Genomic DNA, 20539 nt, shown 5'->3' on the forward strand with positions numbered 1-20539 from the left:
CCGCACCAATGCCGGTAGTACGTACGCACCCGCTTACAGTTGAGGTTGAGCCGCGCCCCTGCTCTTTACTGGGCACTGCCGGCCAGTTGCAGCGGCGGCGCGGCCTCCTCTACATTGGCCGTGCGCGGAAAGGCCAGAAAGTGCGTAACGCGCGGCGGGGTATCGCCCCGATGAAAGCGCCGCACCTCGCCCTCAATAGTCTGGTCGTCGCGGGTGAAGCGGTGGTGCTGGCGCTCGTGCTCGGCCCAGGTGGCTACGTAAAAGAACTCGGTGATGCGCGTAGGCTGGCTCACGTCGGTAAAAACGCCGGCCCGCAGGGCCCCGTCGCGCAGGCGCAGACGGGTAAGCTGCTGGGCCGCCACCCGGAAGGCGGCGTGGTCGGCGGGGGCCACCTCGTAATCTATCATAACCACGACCGGACCATCGTCGGGGTCAATTTCTTCTTCCAGCGCGGGCAGCTGGTCGCTCCACGGCTCGGCCGGCGAAAAGTCGAGGCCCTCGGGCTGGTGCATGGGGAAAGGCAGCGCCAGCGCCAGGCTGGCCAGCATCCAGCCGCCCGCTATCAGCAGGGCAATGAGCAGGCTGGCACGGTCGGCCAGCTCGCCCCACATAATGCTGCCCAGGCTCAGCCCGGCCTGAAATACCAGCATGTACATGCTTACTACCCGCGCCTGCACCCACTTGGGCACGTGCAGCTGCACGCTGGTGCTGAAGCTGGTCATGGTAATAAGCCAAGCGGTGCCCGACAGAAACATGAGCGGAAACAGCCAGTACTCGCCCGGCAGCAGCGCCAGGCCCACATTGGTGCCCACGAACACAAATGAGCCCAGCAGCACGCGCTGGTTGAGGTTGAGCCGGTGGCCGATTCGGCCAATCAGAAAGGCGCCCGATACGGCCCCCGCACCCAGCCACGACAGCATGACGGCATATGAGCCTGATTGCAGATTCAGGCGCCGTGCTACCACCACCGAGAGTAGCGCCCACATGGCGCTGGCCCCAAATGAAAAGGCAAACGTGCGCACCAGCACCGCGATAATGGGTGGCGAATATTGCACATACCGAATACCGGCCCGCAGTGCGCCCGAGAAGTTTTCGGCGGGTCCGCCGTCGTCCTGGCTTTCGCGTCGCCAGCGAAATACTACCATCCAGGTGCCCACAAACGATACGCCGTTGAGCACAAACACCCAGCCCGGCGAGTAGTAGGCAATGATAACGCCGCCCAGCGCCGGCCCGATGGCGCGGGCAATGTTGTTGCTCACCCCGTTGAGGGTAATGGCAAACGGCAGTACCGGCCGGGGCACCAGCTCGGTCGTGACGGTCTGCCAGATTGGCCCGTTCAGGGCCGAGCCCATGCCCAGCAAAAACGTAAAGCCCAACACGTCGATGGCGCTAACCGCCCCCGACAGCGTAAATAAGCCCAGGCCCAGCGCCACCACCGCCATAAAACCCTGCGTAAAAAGCAGGAGCCGCCGCCGGTCGATAAGGTCGCCGATGGCCCCGGCCGGCATACTCAGCAGGAAAGCCGGCAGGCTGGTGGCGGTCTGCATCAGGGCCACCAGCAGGGCCGAGGTGGTGAGGGTAGTGACGAGCCACACGCCGGCCACGTTCTGCATCCAGGTGCCCACGTTGCTGACCAGCGAGGCAATCCAGATGGCCCGAAAAAGGCTGTAGGTAAACGGGGTGCGCAAGCCAGGGCGAGGCCCGGCCGCAGGCGAAGAAAGCGTAGGAGTCATGCTCAAGTAATAAGCCGGTAGCACCTACGAAGTTCGGCCGCGGCCGGGTTATGGCGCGGGCTTGCCGGGGCTTACTTTACCACCAGCTTCCGCACCAGCGCCCCCTGCTTCGAGTCGAGGCGCAGTAAATAGATGCCCAGCGGCAGGTTGCTCAAGTCCAGCTCGCGCGTGCCGGAGGGCACCGTCTGCGGAGCCTGGCGCAGCACTTCCCGGCCCAGGGCGTCGAGCACCGTCAGCGGGGCCGCAGCCAGCGCCGGCTCGGAGGGCGAGCTGATGACAAAGCGTCCGCTTGGGCTGGGGTTGGGCGACACCGTAAGCTGGGCTTGCAGGCCGGCATCGGCGCGCACGGCCAGGCCGGTGCCGATAAACGTGATATCGTCGAGCTGCAGCGCGGTGCCCGCCTGAATGGTCTGGGCATTGCCCGAGGCCGCGTAGATGGTAACCGAGTCGGGCAGGGCGCTGGAAGAGTAGTTAAGCGTAAGCGTGCCTAGGGCATAGCCTCCGGTAGTGGGAGCGAGGGTAGCATCGGCCTCCCCGATTAGCGTAGAAGTTCCGTTGACGGAGCGCGTCAGAACTACCTGAATGGCCGCCTGGTCGGTAGCGGCGCCGGGACCCGTAAGTTTGTAGTAAAACTGCATCTGGGTAGGCCGGGCCGTGTACGGCAAGCCCCCATAGAAATTGTACTGGGCATCAACCGTCACGCGGTTGCCCAACACCAGATAGCCCGGCAATACTACGGAGCCCCCACCATTGGTTGGCAGGCTTTGCGACGTTAGCTTGGCCGCGTAAAGGCCGCTGTGGGCATCCGTTACCTTGGTTACTGTGCCGGTGTTGTAGTAGCTGCCGGCCGGAATCTGGTTGATGGCCGCCAGAATATTGTCGGTGGTCTGCCAGTTTACGGGCGCTTCCACCGTATTCGTGGTAGCCCAGTTCTCAAACCCATTATTGGGGATGTTCTGGGCACTGGCCAGGCGGCTGGTACCCAGCACCAGCAGCAACAGGGCGAAGGAGTATGTGAATGTTTTCATATATAGTAAATTTATATTTTTGGTGAGCCGGTGCTGAGGCCGGCATTCACTTTAGCAAGCGCAAGTTTGGCGTGGCAGGGTAAGCATTTTATGAATTTTTATTTTTGTAGCCACTGACGTAGATATTGATACACTTCTACATTATAAAGCAGGCCGCCGTGGTGCTGCCCGAAGCGGGCAGTACGCACGGTGGTGCCGGGCGGCAGCTCAGTTTCGTCGCTGAACTGCCGGCCCCGGCCGCTGGCCGCGCCCACCAGGCCATCGCCAAAATATTCGCGCAAAAGCTGGGGCCGGCCGGCGCGCAGCCAGTCGCCCACCAGCACGTGGTAGCGCACGCCGGGCAGCAGCGGCACCACCGTGCGCGGCCGTGGCAGGGCCGGGTCGTCGGGCTGCTGCCAGTCCTCATCCACCAGCAGGGCCTGGCCCAGGTCTTTAATGCCGTTGGAGCGCCGGGCAATGGCCTCGCTCACGAAGCGGGTGGGGAAGAGGTTGATGCGCCGCAGCAGGCGCTCGACCAGCTGGCCGTTTTGCTCCAGGTACGAGCCCTCGTGCGGTACGCCCAGCAGAAAAACTGACCGCAGGTGAGTCAGCCAGGGCGATTTTTCGGGGAGCGCCTGCCTTTTGCTGGTGGTGTTGTGGGCCGGCAGCTCACTGCCATAGTAGCCTGCCGAGCGAATGATGAGCCCGCCCATGCTGTGGCCCACCAGCACCAGCTCGCCCACGGCTTCGGGATAGGTTTCGACCAGCTCGGTAAGCAGCCGGCTGAGGGAACGGCCGTTTTCGGAGATGTGCAGGCCCGAGTTGTAGCGTAGGTAGAGCGGCCGGCAGTTGGTTTCGGCGGCCAGGCGGGGGCCGTAGCGCAGCGGCCCGCCCGCTTCGTCCTGAAAGCCGGTTTGCCAGATAAGCTCGTCGCCCATGAGGCCGTGCACAAACACGACGGTTTGCTGGTTGCGCTCGCTCAGGCCCAGCTCGGCTACCGGCACATCGTGGCCGCCGCGCCGGAAGCTCATGGCAATGGCGCGCGGGTCGTGGCGGGCGGCCAGCTGGTCACCCAGCGCCCCATTCAGCACGGGCTGAAAAAAATGCTGATGCGCCCGCCCGGCCTGGTAAAGCAGCGTGGCGCCGCGCACGGGCAGCAGGGCCGTGCGGGCCAGGGCAGTAAGGGTGCGACGCAGCATAAGCAGGCAGGAAATGAAAGAAAAAGCGACGGAAGTAAACAGCCGAACAGCTCAGAAGGTAGCAGGCATACGCGTAACCTTGCGCTATACGCGGCTTTTCCGTTGCGCTGGCAACTAAAATTCCGGGGGTACGTCCAAGAGTATTGGCGGCCGGGCCGCATCTTTGCACCTGATAAACTACCCGCTCTCAGCATGAACTTCTCTTTTCGCCCTGTCCTGGCCATTTTACTGCTGGGCAGCTCTGCTACTTTGCTCACCGCCTGCGACTACGCCTCGCTCAGCCCCGGCAAAAACCCGCAACACCAGGAGGGCTTCACCAACCCCAACGGCTATACCAATGCCGATATCAACCGCGACAGTATTAATAATAAGCAGACCGTGACCAAGCCCGTGGGCGTGGGCTCGGCCACGGCCATCAAAAAAGGCTCGGTGCAGGATAAGCTCAACTCGGCCCCGTCCGGCAACAGCGCCTCGTCGCCCCAGGATGCCAGCGGCAAGCCCGCCCCGGCCGACCAGGCCCAGCCCAAAAGCACTATGTAGCCGGCCACAAGCTAGCTTATACCCAAAGAGCCCACTGCCCACCGGCAGCGGGCTCTTTGGTCTTTGGGGCGGGTGCTGCTTAAAGCGGCGCGGGTAGCTGCCCCGGCCGGGCGTAGCCGAAGCGCACCGGCGGCGCCACCGCGTGGTAGCCATCGAGGCCCGAGATGGCAGCTTCGCCCAGCGCGGCCAGGTCGAGGGTGCCGTCGGGCCGCAGGGCTTCGGGCCGCAGGTATACGTGCTCGACGGTGCCCACCAGCAGCAGCGTACCATTGAAAATGGCGTGCTCTTCGCGCAGCCGCAGCCCGATGCTGAGCGGGCTCTCCGCGACGTAGGGAGCCGGGAAGCCGTCGCGGAAATCGGCCGTGAAGCCGCAGGCCTCAAACTCCGACACGTCGTCGCCAAAATTGGCCGAGGTGTAGTGGGCCTGCGCCGCCAGGCTCAGCGGCACGTGGTTGAGGGTGTAGCAGCCAGCATTATCCTTGATGTTCTGGTAGGTATGGCGCGGCACGGTGGTGGGGCGGGTTACCATACCCAGCACGGCCGGGTCGGAGCCCAGGTGCAGCACCGAGCTGAAAATGGCCAGGTTGGTGCGCCCGTCGGGCGCGGCCGTGCCCACGAGGTTGGCCGGCTTGTAGCCCGGCAGGCCATTGACGAGGTTGAGCCGGTAAATTTTGTCGAAAGCCGCAATATCGGCGGCGGTAAGGTGTTGCATTATATAGTAAATACTTAATGTTTTGAATGAATTGGCCGGGAGTGTTACCTACTCGGCCAGGGGCTCCACGACCAGCGGGCCGGCCCCTACGTACGTTTTTTCCGTGAGGCGCGTGGCTACCAGCGCAAACAGAACCACGTTCACGGCCATTAGTCCCACAAAAAACCAGTAATAATTGGCCCCCTGAAACCGGGCAAAAAAGCCGCCTCGCGCAATGCTGCTGTTCATCAGGGCCAGAAAATAGTTGCCACCCGCGATGGTGAGCAGCCACAGCGAGGTCATCAGGCTTTTGAAGGCCGGTGGCGAGTGCGTGTAGGCGTATTCCAGGCCCGTAACGGCTACCATAATAGTGCCGCCCGCTACCACCAGGTACGCCAGCACCTGCCACCACACCGAGGGGCTGCCGCCCACATCGAGGCCGTGCTGCACCCCGGCGATGATGCACATAGCCAGCGCCACCAGCACCATGCCCGTGCCCATGCGCCGCAGCGGCGTGGCCCGCACCCCGCGCCGCTCCAGGGCGGGGTAAATGCGGTAGGTGAGCAGCGGGTTGAGGCCGATGCCAAACACGATACCCAGAATCTGGAGCTGCTCGGGCAGCGGGGCGTAGCCGGGCCACAGCTGGCGGTTGAGGTGGGCGGCTTGCAGCACCCACTCCGACACGCTCTGGTCGTACAGCGCCCACAGCACCGGGATAAACAGAAAGATGACGCCCACCCGGCGCAGCGCGGCGCGGTCTTCGCCGGGGCCCAGCGTCTGGCGCAGGCCGGCCAGCAGGCCGGTGGGCGGGCGGCGCACGTAGTGCCGGCGGCCCAGCCAGAAGGTGAGGGCCGCCGCGCCCATCAGCAGGCCGGGCACGCCAAAGGCCCAGGCCGCCCCGGCGCGGGCGTACAGCTCCGGGATAAAGGCCGTGGACAGCGCCGCGCCCACGTCGATGGCCAGCTGAAACCAGCCGTAGGCCTTGGGCAGCAGGTGCGCGTTGTGCTGGTCGAACTGGTCACCCAGGTTAGCCGTCACGCTCGATTTGATACCGCCCATGCCGATGGCAATCACGAACAGGCCCGCCCGAAAGCCCGCCAGGTTGTCGGTGTACGCGGCCAGCAGCGCGTGCCCGCCGCAGTACAGCATGGATAGATAGAGAATAACGCGGTACTTGCCCAGCACCCAGTCGGCCAGCAGCGCACCCAGCACCGGCAGGGCGTAGCCCAGGGCCGCAAACGAGTGCACGAAGTCGTTGGCGCGGGCCTCGGCGCCGGCCGTGAGCCCGGCGCTGTGCGAAGGGTTGAAAAACTGCGCCACCAGAAACGTGGGCAGGATGGCTCGCATCCCGTAGTAGCTGAAGCGCTCGGCCACCTCATTGCCAATAATAAACGGAACGGCTTTGGGAAAGCGGGCAGCTAAAGTAGCAGTGGGCATAGGGCAGGGCCGGCCGGCGAGGCAGCAGTGCCTGCGGCTTTCGTAGCCCGGCCCGTGCCCCATCGCGGCGGAGCAATTTACCAGAAAATTAGCCGCTTAGCTCGTCGGCAGCCGGTCGAGGCACAGGCGGTTGTGCTGCAGGTGTGCTACCAGCGTGATAATATAGAGGCCATACAGCAGCTGGTCGCCCACGAGGCTCCATTTTTCGAGCAGGCTACTGCCAAATACCAGGCTGATAATCACCAGCATGGCTGCCACCAGCGCCGGCCGGGTAAGCAGGCCGGGTACCAGCAGCAGGCCAATTCCGCCCTCCACAAACGGCAGTACCGTGGCGAATGCGCTCACCAGGCCCGGCGGCAGGGGCGAGGCGGCAAACTCTTTTAGAATGCCGGCCCGGAAAACCGGCAGCTTCGGCAGGCGCACCAGGCCGTGCATCAAAAAGTTAACGCCCAGCAGCAGGCGGCCCAGCACAAAGGCTAATTCAACGTTCGTGAGTCTCATAAGGGAAAAGCTTCGCAACTTGGCTGGCCTTACGCGCGCAGCCGTCCGGGCGTTCGCCTGGTCCGCTTCTCCCCCGAGCTGGTTTTTATGTATAGCTATCCCAAAAAATTACTGGTATGCGTAGCGTTGGCGCTTCCCCTGGCGGCAGGGGCACAGGCCACGGCTACGCCCCTTTCGGAGGCAGGCCGGGCCTTGTTCGCCAGCGCGCCGGTGCCGCAGCTGGTGGCCCGGCAGTTTGCCTTTACCGAAGGCCCGGCCGTCGACCGGCAGGGCAATATATTCTTCACCGACCAGCCCAACGATAAAATCTGGAAATACGGCACCGACGGCCGGCTCAGCGTTTTTCTGAGTCCGGCCGGGCGGGCCAACGGCTTGTATTTCGATAAGAAAGGCCGCCTCATTGCCTGCGCCGACGGCCCGGGCCAGCTGTGGGCCATCGGCCCCGCAGGCCAGGTGCAGGTGCTGGTGACGGACGCGGCCGGCCGCCGCCTCAACGGCCCCAACGACGTATGGGTGAGCCCGGCCAACGGCGTCTATTTCACCGACCCGTACTACAAGCGCGACTATTGGGATGCCGCGCGCCCGGCGCCCATCGAGCAGTACGTGTACTACCTCGCGCCCGGCGGCACGCAGCCCGTGGTCGTGGAAAAGACCCTGCAAAAGCCCAACGGCCTCATCGGCTCGCCCGATGGCAAGCTGCTGTACGTGGCCGACATTGAGGGCAACAAAACCTATCGCTACCGCCTGGGCAGCAAAGGCGAGCTGCTGGATAAGCAGCTCTTCGTGGCGCAGGGCTCCGACGGTATGACCCTCGACGAGCGCGGCAACGTGTACCTCACCGGCCAGGGCGTTACCATTTACAGCCCGGCCGGCGAGCGCCTGGCCCACCTCGACGTGCCCGCCGCCTGGACGGCCAATATCTGCTTTGGCGGACGCGATATGCGCACGCTGTTCATCACGGCTTCGGAGGCCGTTTTTACGGTGCCCATGCTGGTGCGCGGCATCCGGTAGGCCGGGCCGGCCGCTAAACCGAAGTAGCCGAAAATGAGTAAGTAAGCGGTAATCTGGTAAGGCTTTCACTTAGTTACCCGCTATCGTATGAAAACTACTTTTCGCCGGCCGGCGGCTGCCGGCTACCTGGGCGGCTGGCTGGCGGCCGCCGCTCTGGGTGCGGGCCTGCTGCAACTGCAACCCGCCCATGCGCAGCTGCCCGCGCCGGCTACCGTCACGCTTACGGTGCCGGCCGGCCTGGCCAGCTCGCCCTTCAATACGCCTCGCTCAATGCAGGTGCCGGCGGGCTTTACCATTGCCGTGTACGCGCGGGTGCCGGGAGCGCGGTTTCTGGCCATTACGCCCGATGGAAATTTATTGGTGTCGCAGCCCGGCGCGGGCAAGGTGGCGCTGGTGCGGCCCGGCAGCGCGGGCGGCGCGCCGGTGATAACGGACTTTGTAAGTGGTCTGCGCAACCCACACGATATGGTATTTCACACCATCGGCAGCACCACGTACCTCTATTTATCTGAGAGCAACCAGATAAACCGTTACGTGTACCATGCCGGCGACCTCACGGGCCAAAGCCGGCAGGTTATCATTACGGGTCTGCCCGATGCTAGCACGCCCGAGCTGCAAGGTGCCTACGCGCACGCTCTCAAAAACCTGGCGCTCGATGGCAACGACAAGCTTTACGTGAGCATTGCTTCCAGCTGCAACGCCTGCCTGACGGATACGCAGAGCGACCCCATTCGCGGGGCCATTTACCAGTACGACGCCGATGGCAGCAACCGCCGCCTCTTCGCGCGCGGGCTGCGCAATGCTGAGGGGCTGGCGTTTATTCCGGGTACCAATACCCTGTGGGTGGCGGTGAATAACCGCGACAATACGCCGTATCCGTTCGACGATGGCACCGGCAAGTACGGGCAGGTTATCCCGGATTACGTCGACAACCACCCGCCCGACGAGTTTACCAAAGTAACCGATGGGGCTAACTACGGCTGGCCGTTTTACAATCCCAACCCCGATACCAGCACCGGCCTGGACAATATGCCCTTCGACCGCGACTACGACTGGAACCGCGACGGCCATGTGGACGTGAGCACCATGACGCGCATCAGCAAAGGCATTCAGGCGCATTCGGCGGCACTGGGCCTCACTTTTTTGCAGGGCACCCGGTTTCCGGCGGCCTACAACAATGCCGCCGTGATAGCGCTGCACGGCTCCTGGAACCGCCAAACGCCGACGGGCTACAAGGTTATCTATTTCCCCTGGGATGCTGCCACCCAAACTCCCGGCGCGCAGGCCGACCTGGTAACAGGCTTTATCGACGGCAGCGGCGCCTGGGGCCGGCCCGTCGATACGGCCGTTGACCCGCAGGGCCGGCTCTTTATTTCCGATGACCAGAGCAGCACCATCTACCAGCTCAGCGCGCCGGCCGGGGCGCTGGCTACCGCGGGCGCAGCCGCGCCGGCCAGTCTGGCCCAGCTGTATCCTAACCCCACCAGTGCCGGTGCTACCACGCTCGACCTTACGGGCCTGCCCGCCGGCACCTACCGCGTAACGCTGCTCGACCTGCTGGGCCGCGTTGTGCAGCCGCCGGCAAACTGCCTCGGCGGCACCCGCGCTTTAGTAGCGGCATCTTCGCTGGCGCGTGGCACCTACCTAGTGCGGATTCAGGGCGAGCAGCTTGGACAGGTGCTGCGCCTGGTGCGGAATTAACTTCCCCCACGCATATTTTTTTAAGCCCTGCTTTATGCCTGCGTAGATTTTTGGTTAAAAAGATATTAATAATATAGAGGTTTACTTATGGTCCAGGTTGCGGCGTGCGGTCGGGGTAGCCGTTGGCCGGCGCTGGCCGTACCATCCTTTCCGGCGGTGCCTGCGGCGGTGCCGGCTTTCGTCTTTCCACTTTTAGTTAGCTGCCTATGTTATCCAACCACGCCTCGCGGGCCAGTACGCCCGACTTTATGCCCGTTGTAGCCGGGCTGTACGCGCTGCGAAACATATTCGTAAACCTCTATTATGTAGAAGCCGAGCCCACGGCCGGGCAGTCGCGGGCTTCCTGGGTGCTGATTGATGCCGGCCTGCCGGGTGCTGCCTCCAAAATCAGGCGGCACGCCGAAGAGGTATTCGGGCCCAACAACCCGCCGGCGGCCATTATCATGACCCACGCGCACTTCGACCACGCCGGCGGCCTCGACGGGCTACTCGACGCCTGGCCCGATGTGCCGGTATATGCGCACCCGCTGGAGCTGCCTTACCTCACCGGCCGGTCGAGCTATCCGCCGCCCGACCCTACCGTGGGCGGCGGCCTCATGGCCTGGAGCTCGTTTCTCTACCCCAAGCACCCCTACGACCTCGGCAACCGGGTGCACGCCTTACCCGCCGATGGCAGCGTGCCCGGCCTGCCCGGCTGGCGCTGGGTGCACACGCCGGGCCACACGCCCGGCCACGTCTCCTTTTTCCGCGATAGCGATAAAGTGCTGGTGGCCGGCGATGCCTTCACGACCGTGGTAGGCGAGTCGGGGTTGGCTACGCTCACGCAAAAGCAGGTGGTGCACGGCCCGCCCGCGTATTTCACGCCCGACTGGGATGCGGCCCGCTTGTCGGTGGCTACGCTGCTGAGTCTGGCCCCTCAGGTAGCGGCCACCGGCCACGGCATTGCCATGCACGGCGACGAGCTGCTGCAACAGCTGGAGCAGCTGGCCGTAACTTTCAATGAGGTGGCCCGGCCCAAGATTGGCCGTTACGCCCACGAGCCCGCTACCGCCGATGCCAGCGGGGTTCGCTCGGTGCCGCCCCCGTTGGTAAGCCCCTGGCTGAAAGGTGTGGCCGTAGCCGGCCTGGCCCTGGCGGCCCTGGCCCTGGCGGGTACTGGGAAAAAGCGCAAAAAGGAAAAGAAAGTCTATCGGGCTGCTTACCGCGATAACCCGGCCCGGCCCACGCCGGCGAAGCGCTGGTAAGGAGTATGAAAAAAGGCGGGCAATTGCCCGCCTTTTTTCATACTCCTTACCAGTGGGTTATTTCTGCGTGGCGGCCCAGGCGTCCATCTTCTTTTCCAGCACCGCCAGCGGCATCGAGCCATCTTTCAGCAGCTCGTCGTGGAAGTTGCTGAGCTTGAACTTGCTGCCGAGCTGCTGCTCGTATTTGGCGCGCAGCTCCCGGATTTTAAGCTGGCCGATTTTGTAGCCCAGCGCCTGGCCCGGAATGGCCATGTAGCGCTCGATGGCCGACGTAGCTTCGTCGGGCGTGGTGCTCAGGTTATTGAGCAGGTAGGCAATGGCCTCTTCGCGGCTGAGCTGGCGCGAGTGCAAACCGGTATCGACCACCAGGCGCACGGCGCGCAGCATCTCATCGCCGAGCGCGCCCATGCGCTGGTAGGGGTCTTTATAGAGACCCAATTCTGACCCGAGGCTTTCGCAGTACAGCGCCCAGCCTTCCACGTAGGCGTTCTGGCCGCCGAAGCGGCGGAACTTGGGCAGGCTGGTGTTTTCCTGCTGCAACGAAATCTGGTAGTGGTGGCCCGGAATGGCTTCGTGCAGAAACAGCGACTCCATGCCCGAAGTAGTGGCAAACTTGGTGGCATCCGGAATCGGCACGTAGAAAATACCCGGCCGCGAGCCGTCCGGCGAGCCCTGGTTGTACTCGGCCGAAGCGGACGCTTCGCGGAATTTCTCGGTTTCGCGGATTTCAAACGGGGTTTTGGGCACGCGCCCGAACATCGTTTTCAAGTTCGGCAGCATCCGCTGGTGAATGTTCTCGAAGGCGGCCAGCACCTGCTGCGGCGTTTTGAAGGGCCGGAATTTGGGGTCGGTGTTCAAGTACTTGAAGAAGGCCGGCAGGTCGCCTTTAAAGCCTACCTCGGTCTTTATCTTTTCCATCTCGGCCCGGATGCGGGCCACCTCGGCCTGGCCAATCTGGTAGATTTCGGCCGGCGTCTTGTCGGTCGTCGTTTCGTACTTCACGTCGAAGGCGTAGATGTCCTTGCCACCGGGTATCGCGTCGATGCCGCTCGTGGGGCGCGACTTAGGCAGGTACTCAGTTTTCATAAACGTCCCCATTTTCTGGTAAGCCGGTACCAGCTCGGTCAGGATGGCCTTTTTGTAGGCGTCGGTCAGGCGGGCTTTGTCGGCGTCCGAAAAGTCTTTCGGCAGGCGGGCTATCGGGCCGTAGTACAGGCTTTTGGTGGGGTCGGTCACCACGATGTCCTTGGCCGTGAGCTGCGGAATCATGCGCACTACCAGGGCTTTGGGCAGCACCACCCCGGCTTTCAGGCCGGTGCGGAAGTTGGCAATGGCCGAGTCGGTCCAGGCCGTGAAGCCGTGCACCCGGCCCAGCCAGTTGTCGTAGTCCTGCACCGTCTTGAACGGCTGGTTGCCCTGGCCCGAGCCGTACTGCCCCAGCGTGATGGGCAGGCCGTAGAACTGGTTGGCCGGCAGCATCCAGGTGTTGAGCTTGAGCCCCGCCAGCCCGTGGTTCATCTCGTAGGCGAAGATGTCGTAGCTGATTTTATCATTGGCGTTGAGCTTTTCGCGGTCAAATTTCTGGAGTTGGGTGAGGTAGCTCTGGTAGAAGCTGCGCAGCGTGTCGCGGAAAGCGCGGGTCTGGTTGTTGGGCAGCTGGTTGTTGTAGCGGTTGTCGCCGTAGGCCGTGGCATCGAGCGGAAACAGCTGCGAGTTTTTCTCCCAGTAGCGGTCGAACAAGTCGTTGAGGCCTTTGTCGCCGGTCGTGGCACTCACTTCCGCCTGCGTTTTATCAGCAGTAGAACCCGACTGACAGCCGGTGAGCCACAAGGCTGCGGCCACCACGGCCGCTTGCGTAAAATATCTCATGAATAAAAAATGAAGTGAAGCAGCTGGCTGCCAGTTGGGTGGGTACTGTCGGGCAAAGATGGCAGCCGATAGCGAAAGCGCCACTACCTAACTGGCTCGATACAAGAAAGGCCCCGGCGTGTGCCGGGGCCTTTGCTTTAGTAGATTGATAATATATGATAAAGTATATATTATCCCGTAGTCTACTGCCGTATCAGGCGGCGCGAGCTGGTGCCATCAGGCGTGGTAGCGCGCAGCAGGTACACGCCGGTAGCCAGGCTATGCAGGTCGAGGCTGGTAGTGGTGGTGCCAGCCGCCAGCGTCGTGGTGTACACCGGCTGGCCGAGGGTGTTGAGCACCGTTAGCTGCGTGGCGTGGGCCTGGGCCGGCAGGTCGAGGCGTAGCTGGCCATCGGGCGTGGGGTTGGGGTAGATGGTAAGCTCAAGGGTGGCCTGACTGCCCAGGGCGGCCGTGACGCCAACGGTCACCGCGGCCGATGCCGGCGATGCGCAGCCGGCGGCCGACGTTACCACCACCGTGTAAGAGCCATTCTGCGTCACGCTGATGCTGGGGCCGGTGGTACCGGGCAGCAGCGTACCATTGCGGTAGAACTGGTAGCTGGCCCCCGGCACCAGCGGTGTGCTGAGCGTGCTGCCCGTGAGCGTGAGCACTGGTTGGGCAGGCAGGGCATTGATGGTGAGCGTAGTAGTGCTGGTTATGGCCGCGCAGCCGCCGCCGGCCGCTACCGTATTGGCAATGGTATAAGTGCCGGCCTGGCTGGCGCCCAGGTTGACGGCACCTGTGGTAGGGTTCAGGCTAAGGCCGGCCGGCGAGGCCGAGTAGGTGCCGGCGGTGCTGCCGCTGCCAAGCGTGGCCAGGGCCGTGCCGGTGGCGCAATAGCTGGCCTGCGCATAGCTGAAGGCCGCCGTGGCCGGAGCCGTGATGGTGACGCTGGCCGTGCCGGTGCTGGCGCAGGGGCCGGCTACCGAGTAGGTTACGGTGTAAGTGCCGGATGCGCTGGTGGCAGGCGTAATTGCGCCGGTAGTGGCATTGATGGTCAGCCCGGCCGGGGCACTAAACGTGCCGCCCGCCGTGCCCGTGATGGTCGGCGTTACGGGCGTGCCGCTCTGGCAGAAGCCAGCGGCCGGGTAGCTGAAGGTAGCCGTGGTGGCGGGGTTCACCGTCACGGCTACCGCGGCCGAGGTGCTGGTGCAGCCGCTGGCATTGCTTACGCTGACAGTATAAAGGCCGCTGGCGGTGGCCGCATAGGTAGCGGCCGTGGCCCCGCTGATGGGCTGGCCATTGAGCAGAAACTGGTAAGTGCCGCCGCCCGTGGCCGTGAGCACTACTGCGCCCCCGGCGCAGAAAGTGGTGGGTCCGCCGGCCGTAAGTGTGGCCACCGGCGCGGCGTTAATGGTGAGCGAAGCCGTGGCCGACACGGCCGCGCACGCCCCCGAAGCCCCGATGGTATTGGTGACGGTGTACGTGCCGGGCTGGCTCTGGCTCAGGTTAACAGCGCCGGTAGAGGCGTTGAGGGCCAGGCCCGCTGGCGCGGCCGAAAACAAGCCCGCGCTGCCGCCACCGGCGTAGATGGGCGCTACCGTGCCCGTAGTACCGGCACAGTAGCCCGCCGTGCCCGGATAGCTGAAGGTAGCCACCGGCGCGGCCGTTACCGTGAGGGCGAGCGTAGTGCTGGCCGGGCAGGGACCGGCTACGGTGTACGTAACGGCATAGGTGCCGGCCGTGCTGGCGCTCAGGTTGAGCGTGCCAGTGGCCGGGTCGATGCTCAGGCCGGCGGGCGTGGCCGTGAAGCTGCCGCCCGCCGCGCCGGTAATAGTGGGCGTGGCGCTGGCCCCCGAGGTGCAGAACGTAGAGCCCTGCGCAAAGCTAAAGGCGGCGCTTGGCGTGGTCACAATGGTTACGCTGGTTGTGGTGCTGCCGGGGCAGGGGCTGCCGCCGACGTAAGTAATGGCGTAGGTGCCGGGCTGACTCTGGCCCAGGTTAATCGTTCCGGTGCCGGCATTCAGGCTTAAGCCGGCCGGACTGGCCGTAAAGGTGCCGCTGCTGGCTCCGCCCGCTACGGTGGCGCTGGCCGTGCCCGCCCCCTGGCAGAAGCTGCTGGCCGAATAAGTGAGCGTAGGCGTGGCAATGGGATTTACGGTAATGCTGATAGCCGCCGAGGTGGCCGCGCAGCTGCCGCCATTTGTAATGGTAACGCTGTATGCGCCGCTGGCGGCGGCCGAATAGGTGGCAGCCGTGGCCCCGCTGATGGGCTGGCCATTGAGCAGAAACTGGTAGGTTGCGCCCGCCGCGCCGCCGTTAGCCGTCAGCAGCACGGCGCCGCCCTGGCAGAAAGTCGTCGGGCCGCTGGCGGCCAGCGTTGGTACCGGCACCGGACTAATACTCACCTGCGCCGTGGCCGTAGCGGCCGGGCACCCACCGGCGGCCGCTACCGTGTTCGTTACAGTGTAAGCGCCGGGCTGGCTCTGCGTCAGGTCGATGGCGCCGGTGCTGGCATTGACTACCAGCCCGGCCGGGCTGGCCGTGAAAACACCGGCCGTGGCTCCGGCCGCCAGCGTGGCAGCGGGCGAGGCACTGCCCGCGCAATACATAGCCGCGCCGTAGCTGAAAGTAGCTACGGCCGGGGCGGTAATGGTAAGCGTTTGGGTGCTCGTGCTGGGGCAGGGACCACTTACGCTGTAAGTGATGGTATAGGTGCCCGGCCGGCTCTGGCCGGGGTTTACAGCCCCGGAGCCGGCATCGAGTGCCAATCCGGCCGGGCTGGCTGCAAACGTGCCACCCGCCGTGCCCGTGATGGTTGGGGTAGGAGCACTACCTGCATTCTGGCAATAGGCAGCGGCCGGATAGGTGAAAGCGGCCGTAGTAAGCGGATTCACCGTTACGCTCACCGCGGTCGAGGTGCTGGTGCAGCTGCCCCCGTTGCTGATAAGCACGCTATACGCGCCACTGGCCGTAGCCGAGTATGTGGCCGCCGTGGCGCCCGCAATGGGTTGGCCATTCAGCAAAAACTGATAGGTACTGCCCGTGGTGCCGCCGCCCGCCGTGAGCAGCACCGCGCCGCCCTGGCAAAAAGTGGTCGGCCCGCCCGCCGCCAGCGTAGCCACCGGCTGGGCCGTCAGCGTTACGCGGGCCGTGGCCGTTACCGGCGAGCAGCCACTGGCCGCCCCCACGGTGTTGGTGACGGTATAGGTGCCGGCCTGGCTCTGGCTCAGGTCGATAGCCCCGGTGCTGGCATTCAGGCTCAGCCCGGCCGGGCTGGCGGTGAAGCTACCCGCCGTAGCCCCGCCCGCCAGCGTGGCGGCCAGCGTACCCGAGGTGCCCGCGCAGCCGGTTGCCGCAGCGTAGCTGAAGCCCGCCGTGGGTGGGGCCGTAATAACGACCGTAGCGGAGGCGCTGCCGGGGCAGGGGCTGCCCGCGGTGTACGTAACAGTATAAGTACCCGGCTGGCTCTGCGCCAGGTTGATAGCGCCCGTCGTGCTGCCCAGGCTCAGGCCGCCCGGCGTGGCCGTGAAGCTGCCGCCCGTGGGCGACACGGCCGGAACGGGCGTAGTAGCACCGCTCTGGCAGTAGCTGCTGCTGCCGTAGCTGAGCGTGGGCACCGTGACGGGGTTCACCGTGACGGGAATCGTATTCGATGTTTCCGAGCAGGTATTCGGGTTATACACTATCACGGCGTAGTTGCCGCTGGTCGTAACGCTGTACGCTGCGCTGGTAGCGCCGGGTATCTCTTCCCCGTTGCGGGTAAACTGGTAGGTGTAGTTGTTGGCGTTGCCACTCACCGAGGTAGAAAGCAGCACGGAGCCGCCCTGGCAGAATACGGTACTGCTGCCCGCCGTCAGGCTCACAATATCGTTGGCCGTCACGCGCACTACTACCGACGACGACGTGGCCGAGCACCCAAAGGCATCCGTCACGCGCACCGAGTACGTGCCGTTGGTCGTCACGGTGGTGGTGTAGGTTTGGCCGGTAGCCCCCGCAATGTCGCGGCCGTTCAGCAAAAACTGGTAGGTATAGCCTGGGCCGCCCGGCCCCGCCACCAGGTAAATGGTGCCCCGCGTACAAAAAGTAGTTGGCCCGCTGCTGTTGATGGTGGCCGTAGGGGGCTGGTTTACCGTCACGGTGGCCTCGGTAGAAGCTACGGTTGTGCCACTGTTATTGCGGACCAGGGCCCGGTATTTGGTGGTTTGCGTCAGGTTGGAAAAGGTATAGGTGCTGGCCGCGCTGTTGGCAATGTCCACGTAGCCGCTGCCCGCATCCTGCTGAAATTTAAGGATGGTGCCCGAGTAGCCCGTCAGCGTCAGGGTGCCCGAGTTGAAGCCCGTGCACACCGTGGTAGTAGTCGGGCTCAGCGTGCCGCCCGTGGGGTCGGTGGTTTGGGCCAGCAGCGAGTGCGGCCCGAGGGCCATCAGCAGCCAGCCCAACAGGGTGTACAGCCAAAAATACCTCCCGTAGTGTAGCGTGTTTTTCATGAGAAAGAATGGAGAGTGTGAACCGGCCAGCCCATGCAGCAGGCTTTTTGTACTGACTACTATTCATCGCCGGGGTTTAACCCGCTAACAATGAAATCGCTATCCTCATTATATCCTCATGCTGCGAGCGGCTATCACCAAGTATGCTTATTTAGCCAATAGCCTGGCAATCAGCTTAAATTAGTAAAGCGCCCCCGGTGCCGCTCACTGAGCAGTACCGGAGGCGCTTTACTGATTCAGGCAGATAATACTACCCGTTTTTCAGGCTGGCTTCGTATTCGTCGAGCTTCTGCAGCGTGCCGCTGATATTCTCGGTAAACAGCGTGATAACGGCCCCGTCCGGGGCCGTAGCCAGCACGTGGTCGATTACATCCATCTCATTTTCTATATATTCGATGGGCAGGTCGGGCTTGTCGAGGCGCAGGCCCCGCGTCATTATCTCGCGCAGAAATTCGGCCGACTTTCCGCGTAAGTCGCGGTCCTGCCGCAAGATAACCTCATCGAAGATGCGCCCGGCAATGCGGGCAAAGCCCAGCGTATCCTCGTCGCGGCGGTCGCCCAGGCCCGACACCACGCCAATCTTGCGGGTGGCCGGGGTGGCATTCATAAACTCGGCGTATTTGGTAATGCCGGCCGTGTTGTGCGCGTAGTCCACAATTACCTCAAAGCGTGGGAATTTATACACGTTCATGCGGCCCGGCGTCTTGGTGGCCGAGGGTACGAAGGTGCGCAGGGCCGTTTTTATCTCGTCCTTATCGAAGCCCGCCAGGTAGCCGGCCAGGGCCGCCGCCAGCGAGTTTTCAATATTAAAGGTTGCCCGCCCGCCAAACGTCACCGGAAACTCGGCCGCCCGGTCGATGCGCAGCTTGTACGAATTCTTGTAAATGGTAATGTATCCTTCCTCATATACTGCTGCCACACCGCCGGCCTCCACATGCTCCTGAATGCGCGGATTGTGGTCATTCATCGAGAAATAGGCCACCCGGCAATCCACGGTGCGGCCCATCTCATATACCAGGTCGTCGTCGGCATTAAGCACGGCCCAGCCGTTTTTGCGCACGGTGCGGGGCAGCACGCCCTTCACGGCGGCCATTTCCTCCACGGTATAAATGTCGCGCATGCCCAGGTGGTCGGCCGCTACGTTGGTCACTACCGCAATATCACAGGTATGAAAGCCCAGGCCCGAGCGCAGCATGCCGCCGCGGGCCGTTTCGAGCACGGCGTAGTTCACGGTCGGGTCGCGCAGCACAAACTCGGCGCTCTGCCCGCCCGTGCAGTCGCCCTTTTGCAGCTGAACCCCCTGAATATAAATGCCATCGGTGGTCGTAAAGCCAACTTTATAGCCCTTGCTGGCCACCATATGCGCAATAAGACGCGTGGTCGTGGTCTTGCCGTTGGTGCCGGTAATAGCGATAATCGGAATGCGCCCCGACGCGCCGGGCGGAAACAGCATATCGACTACCGGCGCGGCCACGTTGCGCGGCAGGCCCTCGGTGGGGGAGATGTGCATCCGGAAGCCCGGCGCCGCGTTCACCTCAATGACGGCGCCCCGCGTCTGGTTGAGTGGAATGGCAATATCGCTGGTTAGCAGGTCGATGCCGCAGATGTCGAGGCCTACAATGCCGGCCACGCGCTCGGCCAGCAGCACGTTGTAGGGGTCTACCAGGTCGGTCACGTCGGTAGCCGTGCCGCCGGTGCTGATGTTGGCGGTGCTCTTAAGATACACTGTCTCGCCGGCCGACAGCACCGATGCCAGGCTCAGCTCGCGGCCTTTCAGGATGTCGAGCGTGTGCTGGTCGGCCTTGATGGCAGTGAGTACTTTTTCGTGGCCCACACCCCGGCGCGGGTCCTCGTTTATCTTGTCAATGAGCTGCTGAATAGTGTGCTGGCCATCGCCGGTGACGGCGGCCGGCGTGCGCTTGGCCGCCGCAATCAGGCGGCCGTTCACCACCAACAGGCGGTAGTCGTCGCCCTCTACAAACTGCTCCACAATAACGGCCCGTGAGTATTCCTTGGCGGCTTTCAGGCCCTCCACGGCATCTTCCCAGTTGGTGATGCGAATGGTGGCACCCTTGCCGTGGTTGCCGTCGAGGGGCTTGGTCACGATGGGGAAGCCCAGTTCCTCAATGGCCTCGCGCAGGCCTTCTTCTGAGTAAACCGTGGTGCCGCGCGGCACCGGCACGCCGCCATCTTCGAGCATGGCCTTGGTGCGGTTTTTATTGCCGGCCACCTCCACGCCCGCGTGCGAAGTAAGATTGGTGGTGGTAGCCCAGATGCGCCGCTGGTTTACGCCGTAGCCGAGCTGAATTATGGAACTGTTTTTCAGCTGAATATACGGAATATTGCGCATGGCAGCCTCCGTCACGATGCTCTGGGTGCTGGGGCCGAAATATTCATCTTCCCGAATATCGTGCAGCTCGTCAATCACCGGCTTCAGGTGAAATTCCTCGCCCTGGCACAGGGCCTCTACCAGCTCCACGGCGGCCTGGGCGGCGTAGCGGCCGGCGCGCTCTTCCTGGTAGGCAAACACGACGTATTCGACCCCCTCCTCACGGGCGGGGTAGCTCTTGCCCCAGTACACCGGCATGCCGGCCAGGCGCTGCAGCTCCAGCGCAACGTGCTGAATAACGTGGCCCAGCGGCTCGCCATCGGCCAGCTGCTCCTGGGTAAGGGGCGGGTGCTTGGCCAGCTGCTTGCTGGAGGGCCGCCCGGAAAGCTGGGGCTGGCCTATCTCGGGCAGCAGGGCCGTCAGCCGCTCGGCAAAGCCGTCGATGGTATTGCTCCACTCGCCGGCAAACTCCTGCAAATCAACTTTGCTTACAATTAATCGGTAGTGCTTCACCGACCAGTAGCTCGGCCCGCGCATAGTGCGGAGGTCAATAATCTTCATATAGCCAAAACAAGAATAAGCCGCCGGCCCCGCCAGCGATACGGCAATGTAGGCAGGGCGGGGCTTTATCCGGCCGGGCCGCACTTTTAGGACCACTAAAAAGCCCCCGGCGCTTCGGCTGAAGCAGCGGGGGCTTTGGAGGTAACGGGCGGATTCGAACCGCCGTAGGAGGTTTTGCAGACCTCTACCTAGCCGCTCGGTCACGTTACCGGCTTGGGCGGGCAAAGGTACGGAGCAGCGGCGGATT

Annotated in this window: 13 protein-coding genes and 1 tRNA gene; 4 read left to right on the forward strand and 10 right to left on the reverse strand. The window is 63.6% G+C overall.

Annotated elements, in window-relative coordinates; all coding sequences use genetic code 11:
* Positions 1 to 65: 65 nt before the first annotated feature.
* The 3 genes from F6X24_RS06350 to F6X24_RS06360 form a co-directional block, all read right to left on the reverse strand.
* A complete protein-coding gene (locus tag F6X24_RS06350; RefSeq protein WP_151087207.1) occupies positions 66 to 1733 on the reverse strand; it encodes an MFS transporter in 1668 nt (555 codons plus the stop codon).
* 71 nt (positions 1734 to 1804) lie between these two features.
* On the reverse strand, positions 1805 to 2761 hold the full coding sequence (locus F6X24_RS06355; RefSeq protein WP_151087208.1) for a T9SS type A sorting domain-containing protein: 957 nt from the start codon (positions 2759 to 2761) through the stop codon (positions 1805 to 1807).
* Between the two features lie 98 nt (positions 2762 to 2859).
* Entirely contained in the window at positions 2860 to 3939 is a 1080-nt protein-coding gene (locus F6X24_RS06360; RefSeq protein ID WP_151087209.1) for an alpha/beta fold hydrolase, read from the reverse strand.
* A 192-nt stretch (positions 3940 to 4131) separates the two neighbouring features.
* On the opposite strand from F6X24_RS06360, the gene F6X24_RS06365 reads away from it, so the two are divergent.
* On the forward strand, positions 4132 to 4479 hold the full coding sequence (locus tag F6X24_RS06365; RefSeq protein WP_151087210.1) for a hypothetical protein: 348 nt from the start codon (positions 4132 to 4134) through the stop codon (positions 4477 to 4479).
* 79 nt (positions 4480 to 4558) lie between these two features.
* On the opposite strand, the gene F6X24_RS06370 is transcribed toward F6X24_RS06365, so the two are convergent.
* The 3 genes from F6X24_RS06370 to F6X24_RS06380 all read right to left on the reverse strand — a co-directional run bounded on the left by F6X24_RS06370 (position 4559) and on the right by F6X24_RS06380 (position 7108).
* Positions 4559 to 5191: a flavin reductase family protein gene (locus tag F6X24_RS06370; RefSeq protein ID WP_151087211.1), complete on the reverse strand. Its 633-nt coding sequence runs from the start codon at positions 5189 to 5191 to the stop codon at positions 4559 to 4561.
* Between the two features lie 48 nt (positions 5192 to 5239).
* Positions 5240 to 6607, reverse strand: coding sequence for a POT family MFS transporter (locus tag F6X24_RS06375; protein ID WP_151087212.1), 1368 nt, complete (start codon positions 6605 to 6607; stop codon positions 5240 to 5242).
* A gap of 96 nt (positions 6608 to 6703) precedes the next feature.
* Positions 6704 to 7108, reverse strand: coding sequence for a DoxX family protein (locus tag F6X24_RS06380; protein ID WP_151087213.1), 405 nt, complete (start codon positions 7106 to 7108; stop codon positions 6704 to 6706).
* Positions 7109 to 7195: 87 nt separating this feature from the next.
* Here F6X24_RS06380 and F6X24_RS06385 point away from each other — a divergent pair, with 87 nt between their 5' ends.
* From F6X24_RS06385 to F6X24_RS06395, 3 genes are all read left to right on the forward strand, one after another.
* Positions 7196 to 8119 (forward strand): SMP-30/gluconolactonase/LRE family protein, encoded by a 924-nt coding sequence (locus F6X24_RS06385; RefSeq protein WP_151087214.1) that lies wholly within the window; start codon positions 7196 to 7198, stop codon positions 8117 to 8119.
* Positions 8120 to 8206: 87 nt separating this feature from the next.
* A complete protein-coding gene (locus tag F6X24_RS06390; RefSeq protein ID WP_191906481.1) occupies positions 8207 to 9820 on the forward strand; it encodes a T9SS type A sorting domain-containing protein in 1614 nt (537 codons plus the stop codon).
* Between the two features lie 206 nt (positions 9821 to 10026).
* Entirely contained in the window at positions 10027 to 11064 is a 1038-nt protein-coding gene (locus tag F6X24_RS06395; RefSeq protein WP_229725394.1) for an MBL fold metallo-hydrolase, read from the forward strand.
* Positions 11065 to 11121: 57 nt separating this feature from the next.
* Here F6X24_RS06395 and F6X24_RS06400 read toward each other — a convergent pair whose 3' ends face one another.
* The 4 genes from F6X24_RS06400 to F6X24_RS06415 all read right to left on the reverse strand — a co-directional run bounded on the left by F6X24_RS06400 (position 11122) and on the right by F6X24_RS06415 (position 20502).
* Positions 11122 to 12933 (reverse strand): DUF885 domain-containing protein, encoded by a 1812-nt coding sequence (locus tag F6X24_RS06400; protein WP_151087215.1) that lies wholly within the window; start codon positions 12931 to 12933, stop codon positions 11122 to 11124.
* 182 nt (positions 12934 to 13115) lie between these two features.
* The gene (locus tag F6X24_RS06405; protein ID WP_151087216.1) at positions 13116 to 17402 is read right to left on the reverse strand and encodes a T9SS type A sorting domain-containing protein; all 4287 of its coding nucleotides are present in this window, start codon (positions 17400 to 17402) and stop codon (positions 13116 to 13118) included.
* A gap of 250 nt (positions 17403 to 17652) precedes the next feature.
* Positions 17653 to 20292, reverse strand: a complete 2640-nt coding sequence (gene cphA, locus F6X24_RS06410; RefSeq protein WP_151087217.1) for a cyanophycin synthetase — start codon at positions 20290 to 20292, stop codon at positions 17653 to 17655.
* Positions 20293 to 20428: 136 nt separating this feature from the next.
* Positions 20429 to 20502, reverse strand: a tRNA-Cys gene (locus tag F6X24_RS06415).
* Between the last annotated feature and the right edge of the window lie 37 nt (positions 20503 to 20539).

The organism is Hymenobacter baengnokdamensis, from assembly GCF_008728635.1.
GTDB lineage: Bacteria > Bacteroidota > Bacteroidia > Cytophagales > Hymenobacteraceae > Hymenobacter > Hymenobacter baengnokdamensis.

Bases quoted from the DNA above. Each gene is read 5' to 3' on its own strand.
- F6X24_RS06350 (WP_151087207.1), bottom strand. From the start codon at position 1,733: ATGACTCCTACGCTTTCTTCGCCTGCGGCCGGGCCTCGCCCTGGCTTG.
- F6X24_RS06355 (WP_151087208.1), bottom strand. From the start codon at position 2,761: ATGAAAACATTCACATACTCCTTCGCCCTGTTGCTGCTGGTGCTGGGT.
- F6X24_RS06360 (WP_151087209.1), bottom strand. From the start codon at position 3,939: ATGCTGCGTCGCACCCTTACTGCCCTGGCCCGCACGGCCCTGCTGCCC.
- F6X24_RS06365 (WP_151087210.1), top strand. From the start codon at position 4,132: ATGAACTTCTCTTTTCGCCCTGTCCTGGCCATTTTACTGCTGGGCAGC.
- F6X24_RS06370 (WP_151087211.1), bottom strand. From the start codon at position 5,191: ATGCAACACCTTACCGCCGCCGATATTGCGGCTTTCGACAAAATTTAC.
- F6X24_RS06375 (WP_151087212.1), bottom strand. From the start codon at position 6,607: ATGCCCACTGCTACTTTAGCTGCCCGCTTTCCCAAAGCCGTTCCGTTT.
- F6X24_RS06380 (WP_151087213.1), bottom strand. From the start codon at position 7,108: ATGAGACTCACGAACGTTGAATTAGCCTTTGTGCTGGGCCGCCTGCTG.
- F6X24_RS06385 (WP_151087214.1), top strand. From the start codon at position 7,196: ATGTATAGCTATCCCAAAAAATTACTGGTATGCGTAGCGTTGGCGCTT.
- F6X24_RS06390 (WP_191906481.1), top strand. From the start codon at position 8,207: ATGAAAACTACTTTTCGCCGGCCGGCGGCTGCCGGCTACCTGGGCGGC.
- F6X24_RS06395 (WP_229725394.1), top strand. From the start codon at position 10,027: ATGTTATCCAACCACGCCTCGCGGGCCAGTACGCCCGACTTTATGCCC.
- F6X24_RS06400 (WP_151087215.1), bottom strand. From the start codon at position 12,933: ATGAGATATTTTACGCAAGCGGCCGTGGTGGCCGCAGCCTTGTGGCTC.
- F6X24_RS06405 (WP_151087216.1), bottom strand. From the start codon at position 17,402: ATGAAAAACACGCTACACTACGGGAGGTATTTTTGGCTGTACACCCTG.
- cphA (WP_151087217.1), bottom strand. From the start codon at position 20,292: ATGAAGATTATTGACCTCCGCACTATGCGCGGGCCGAGCTACTGGTCG.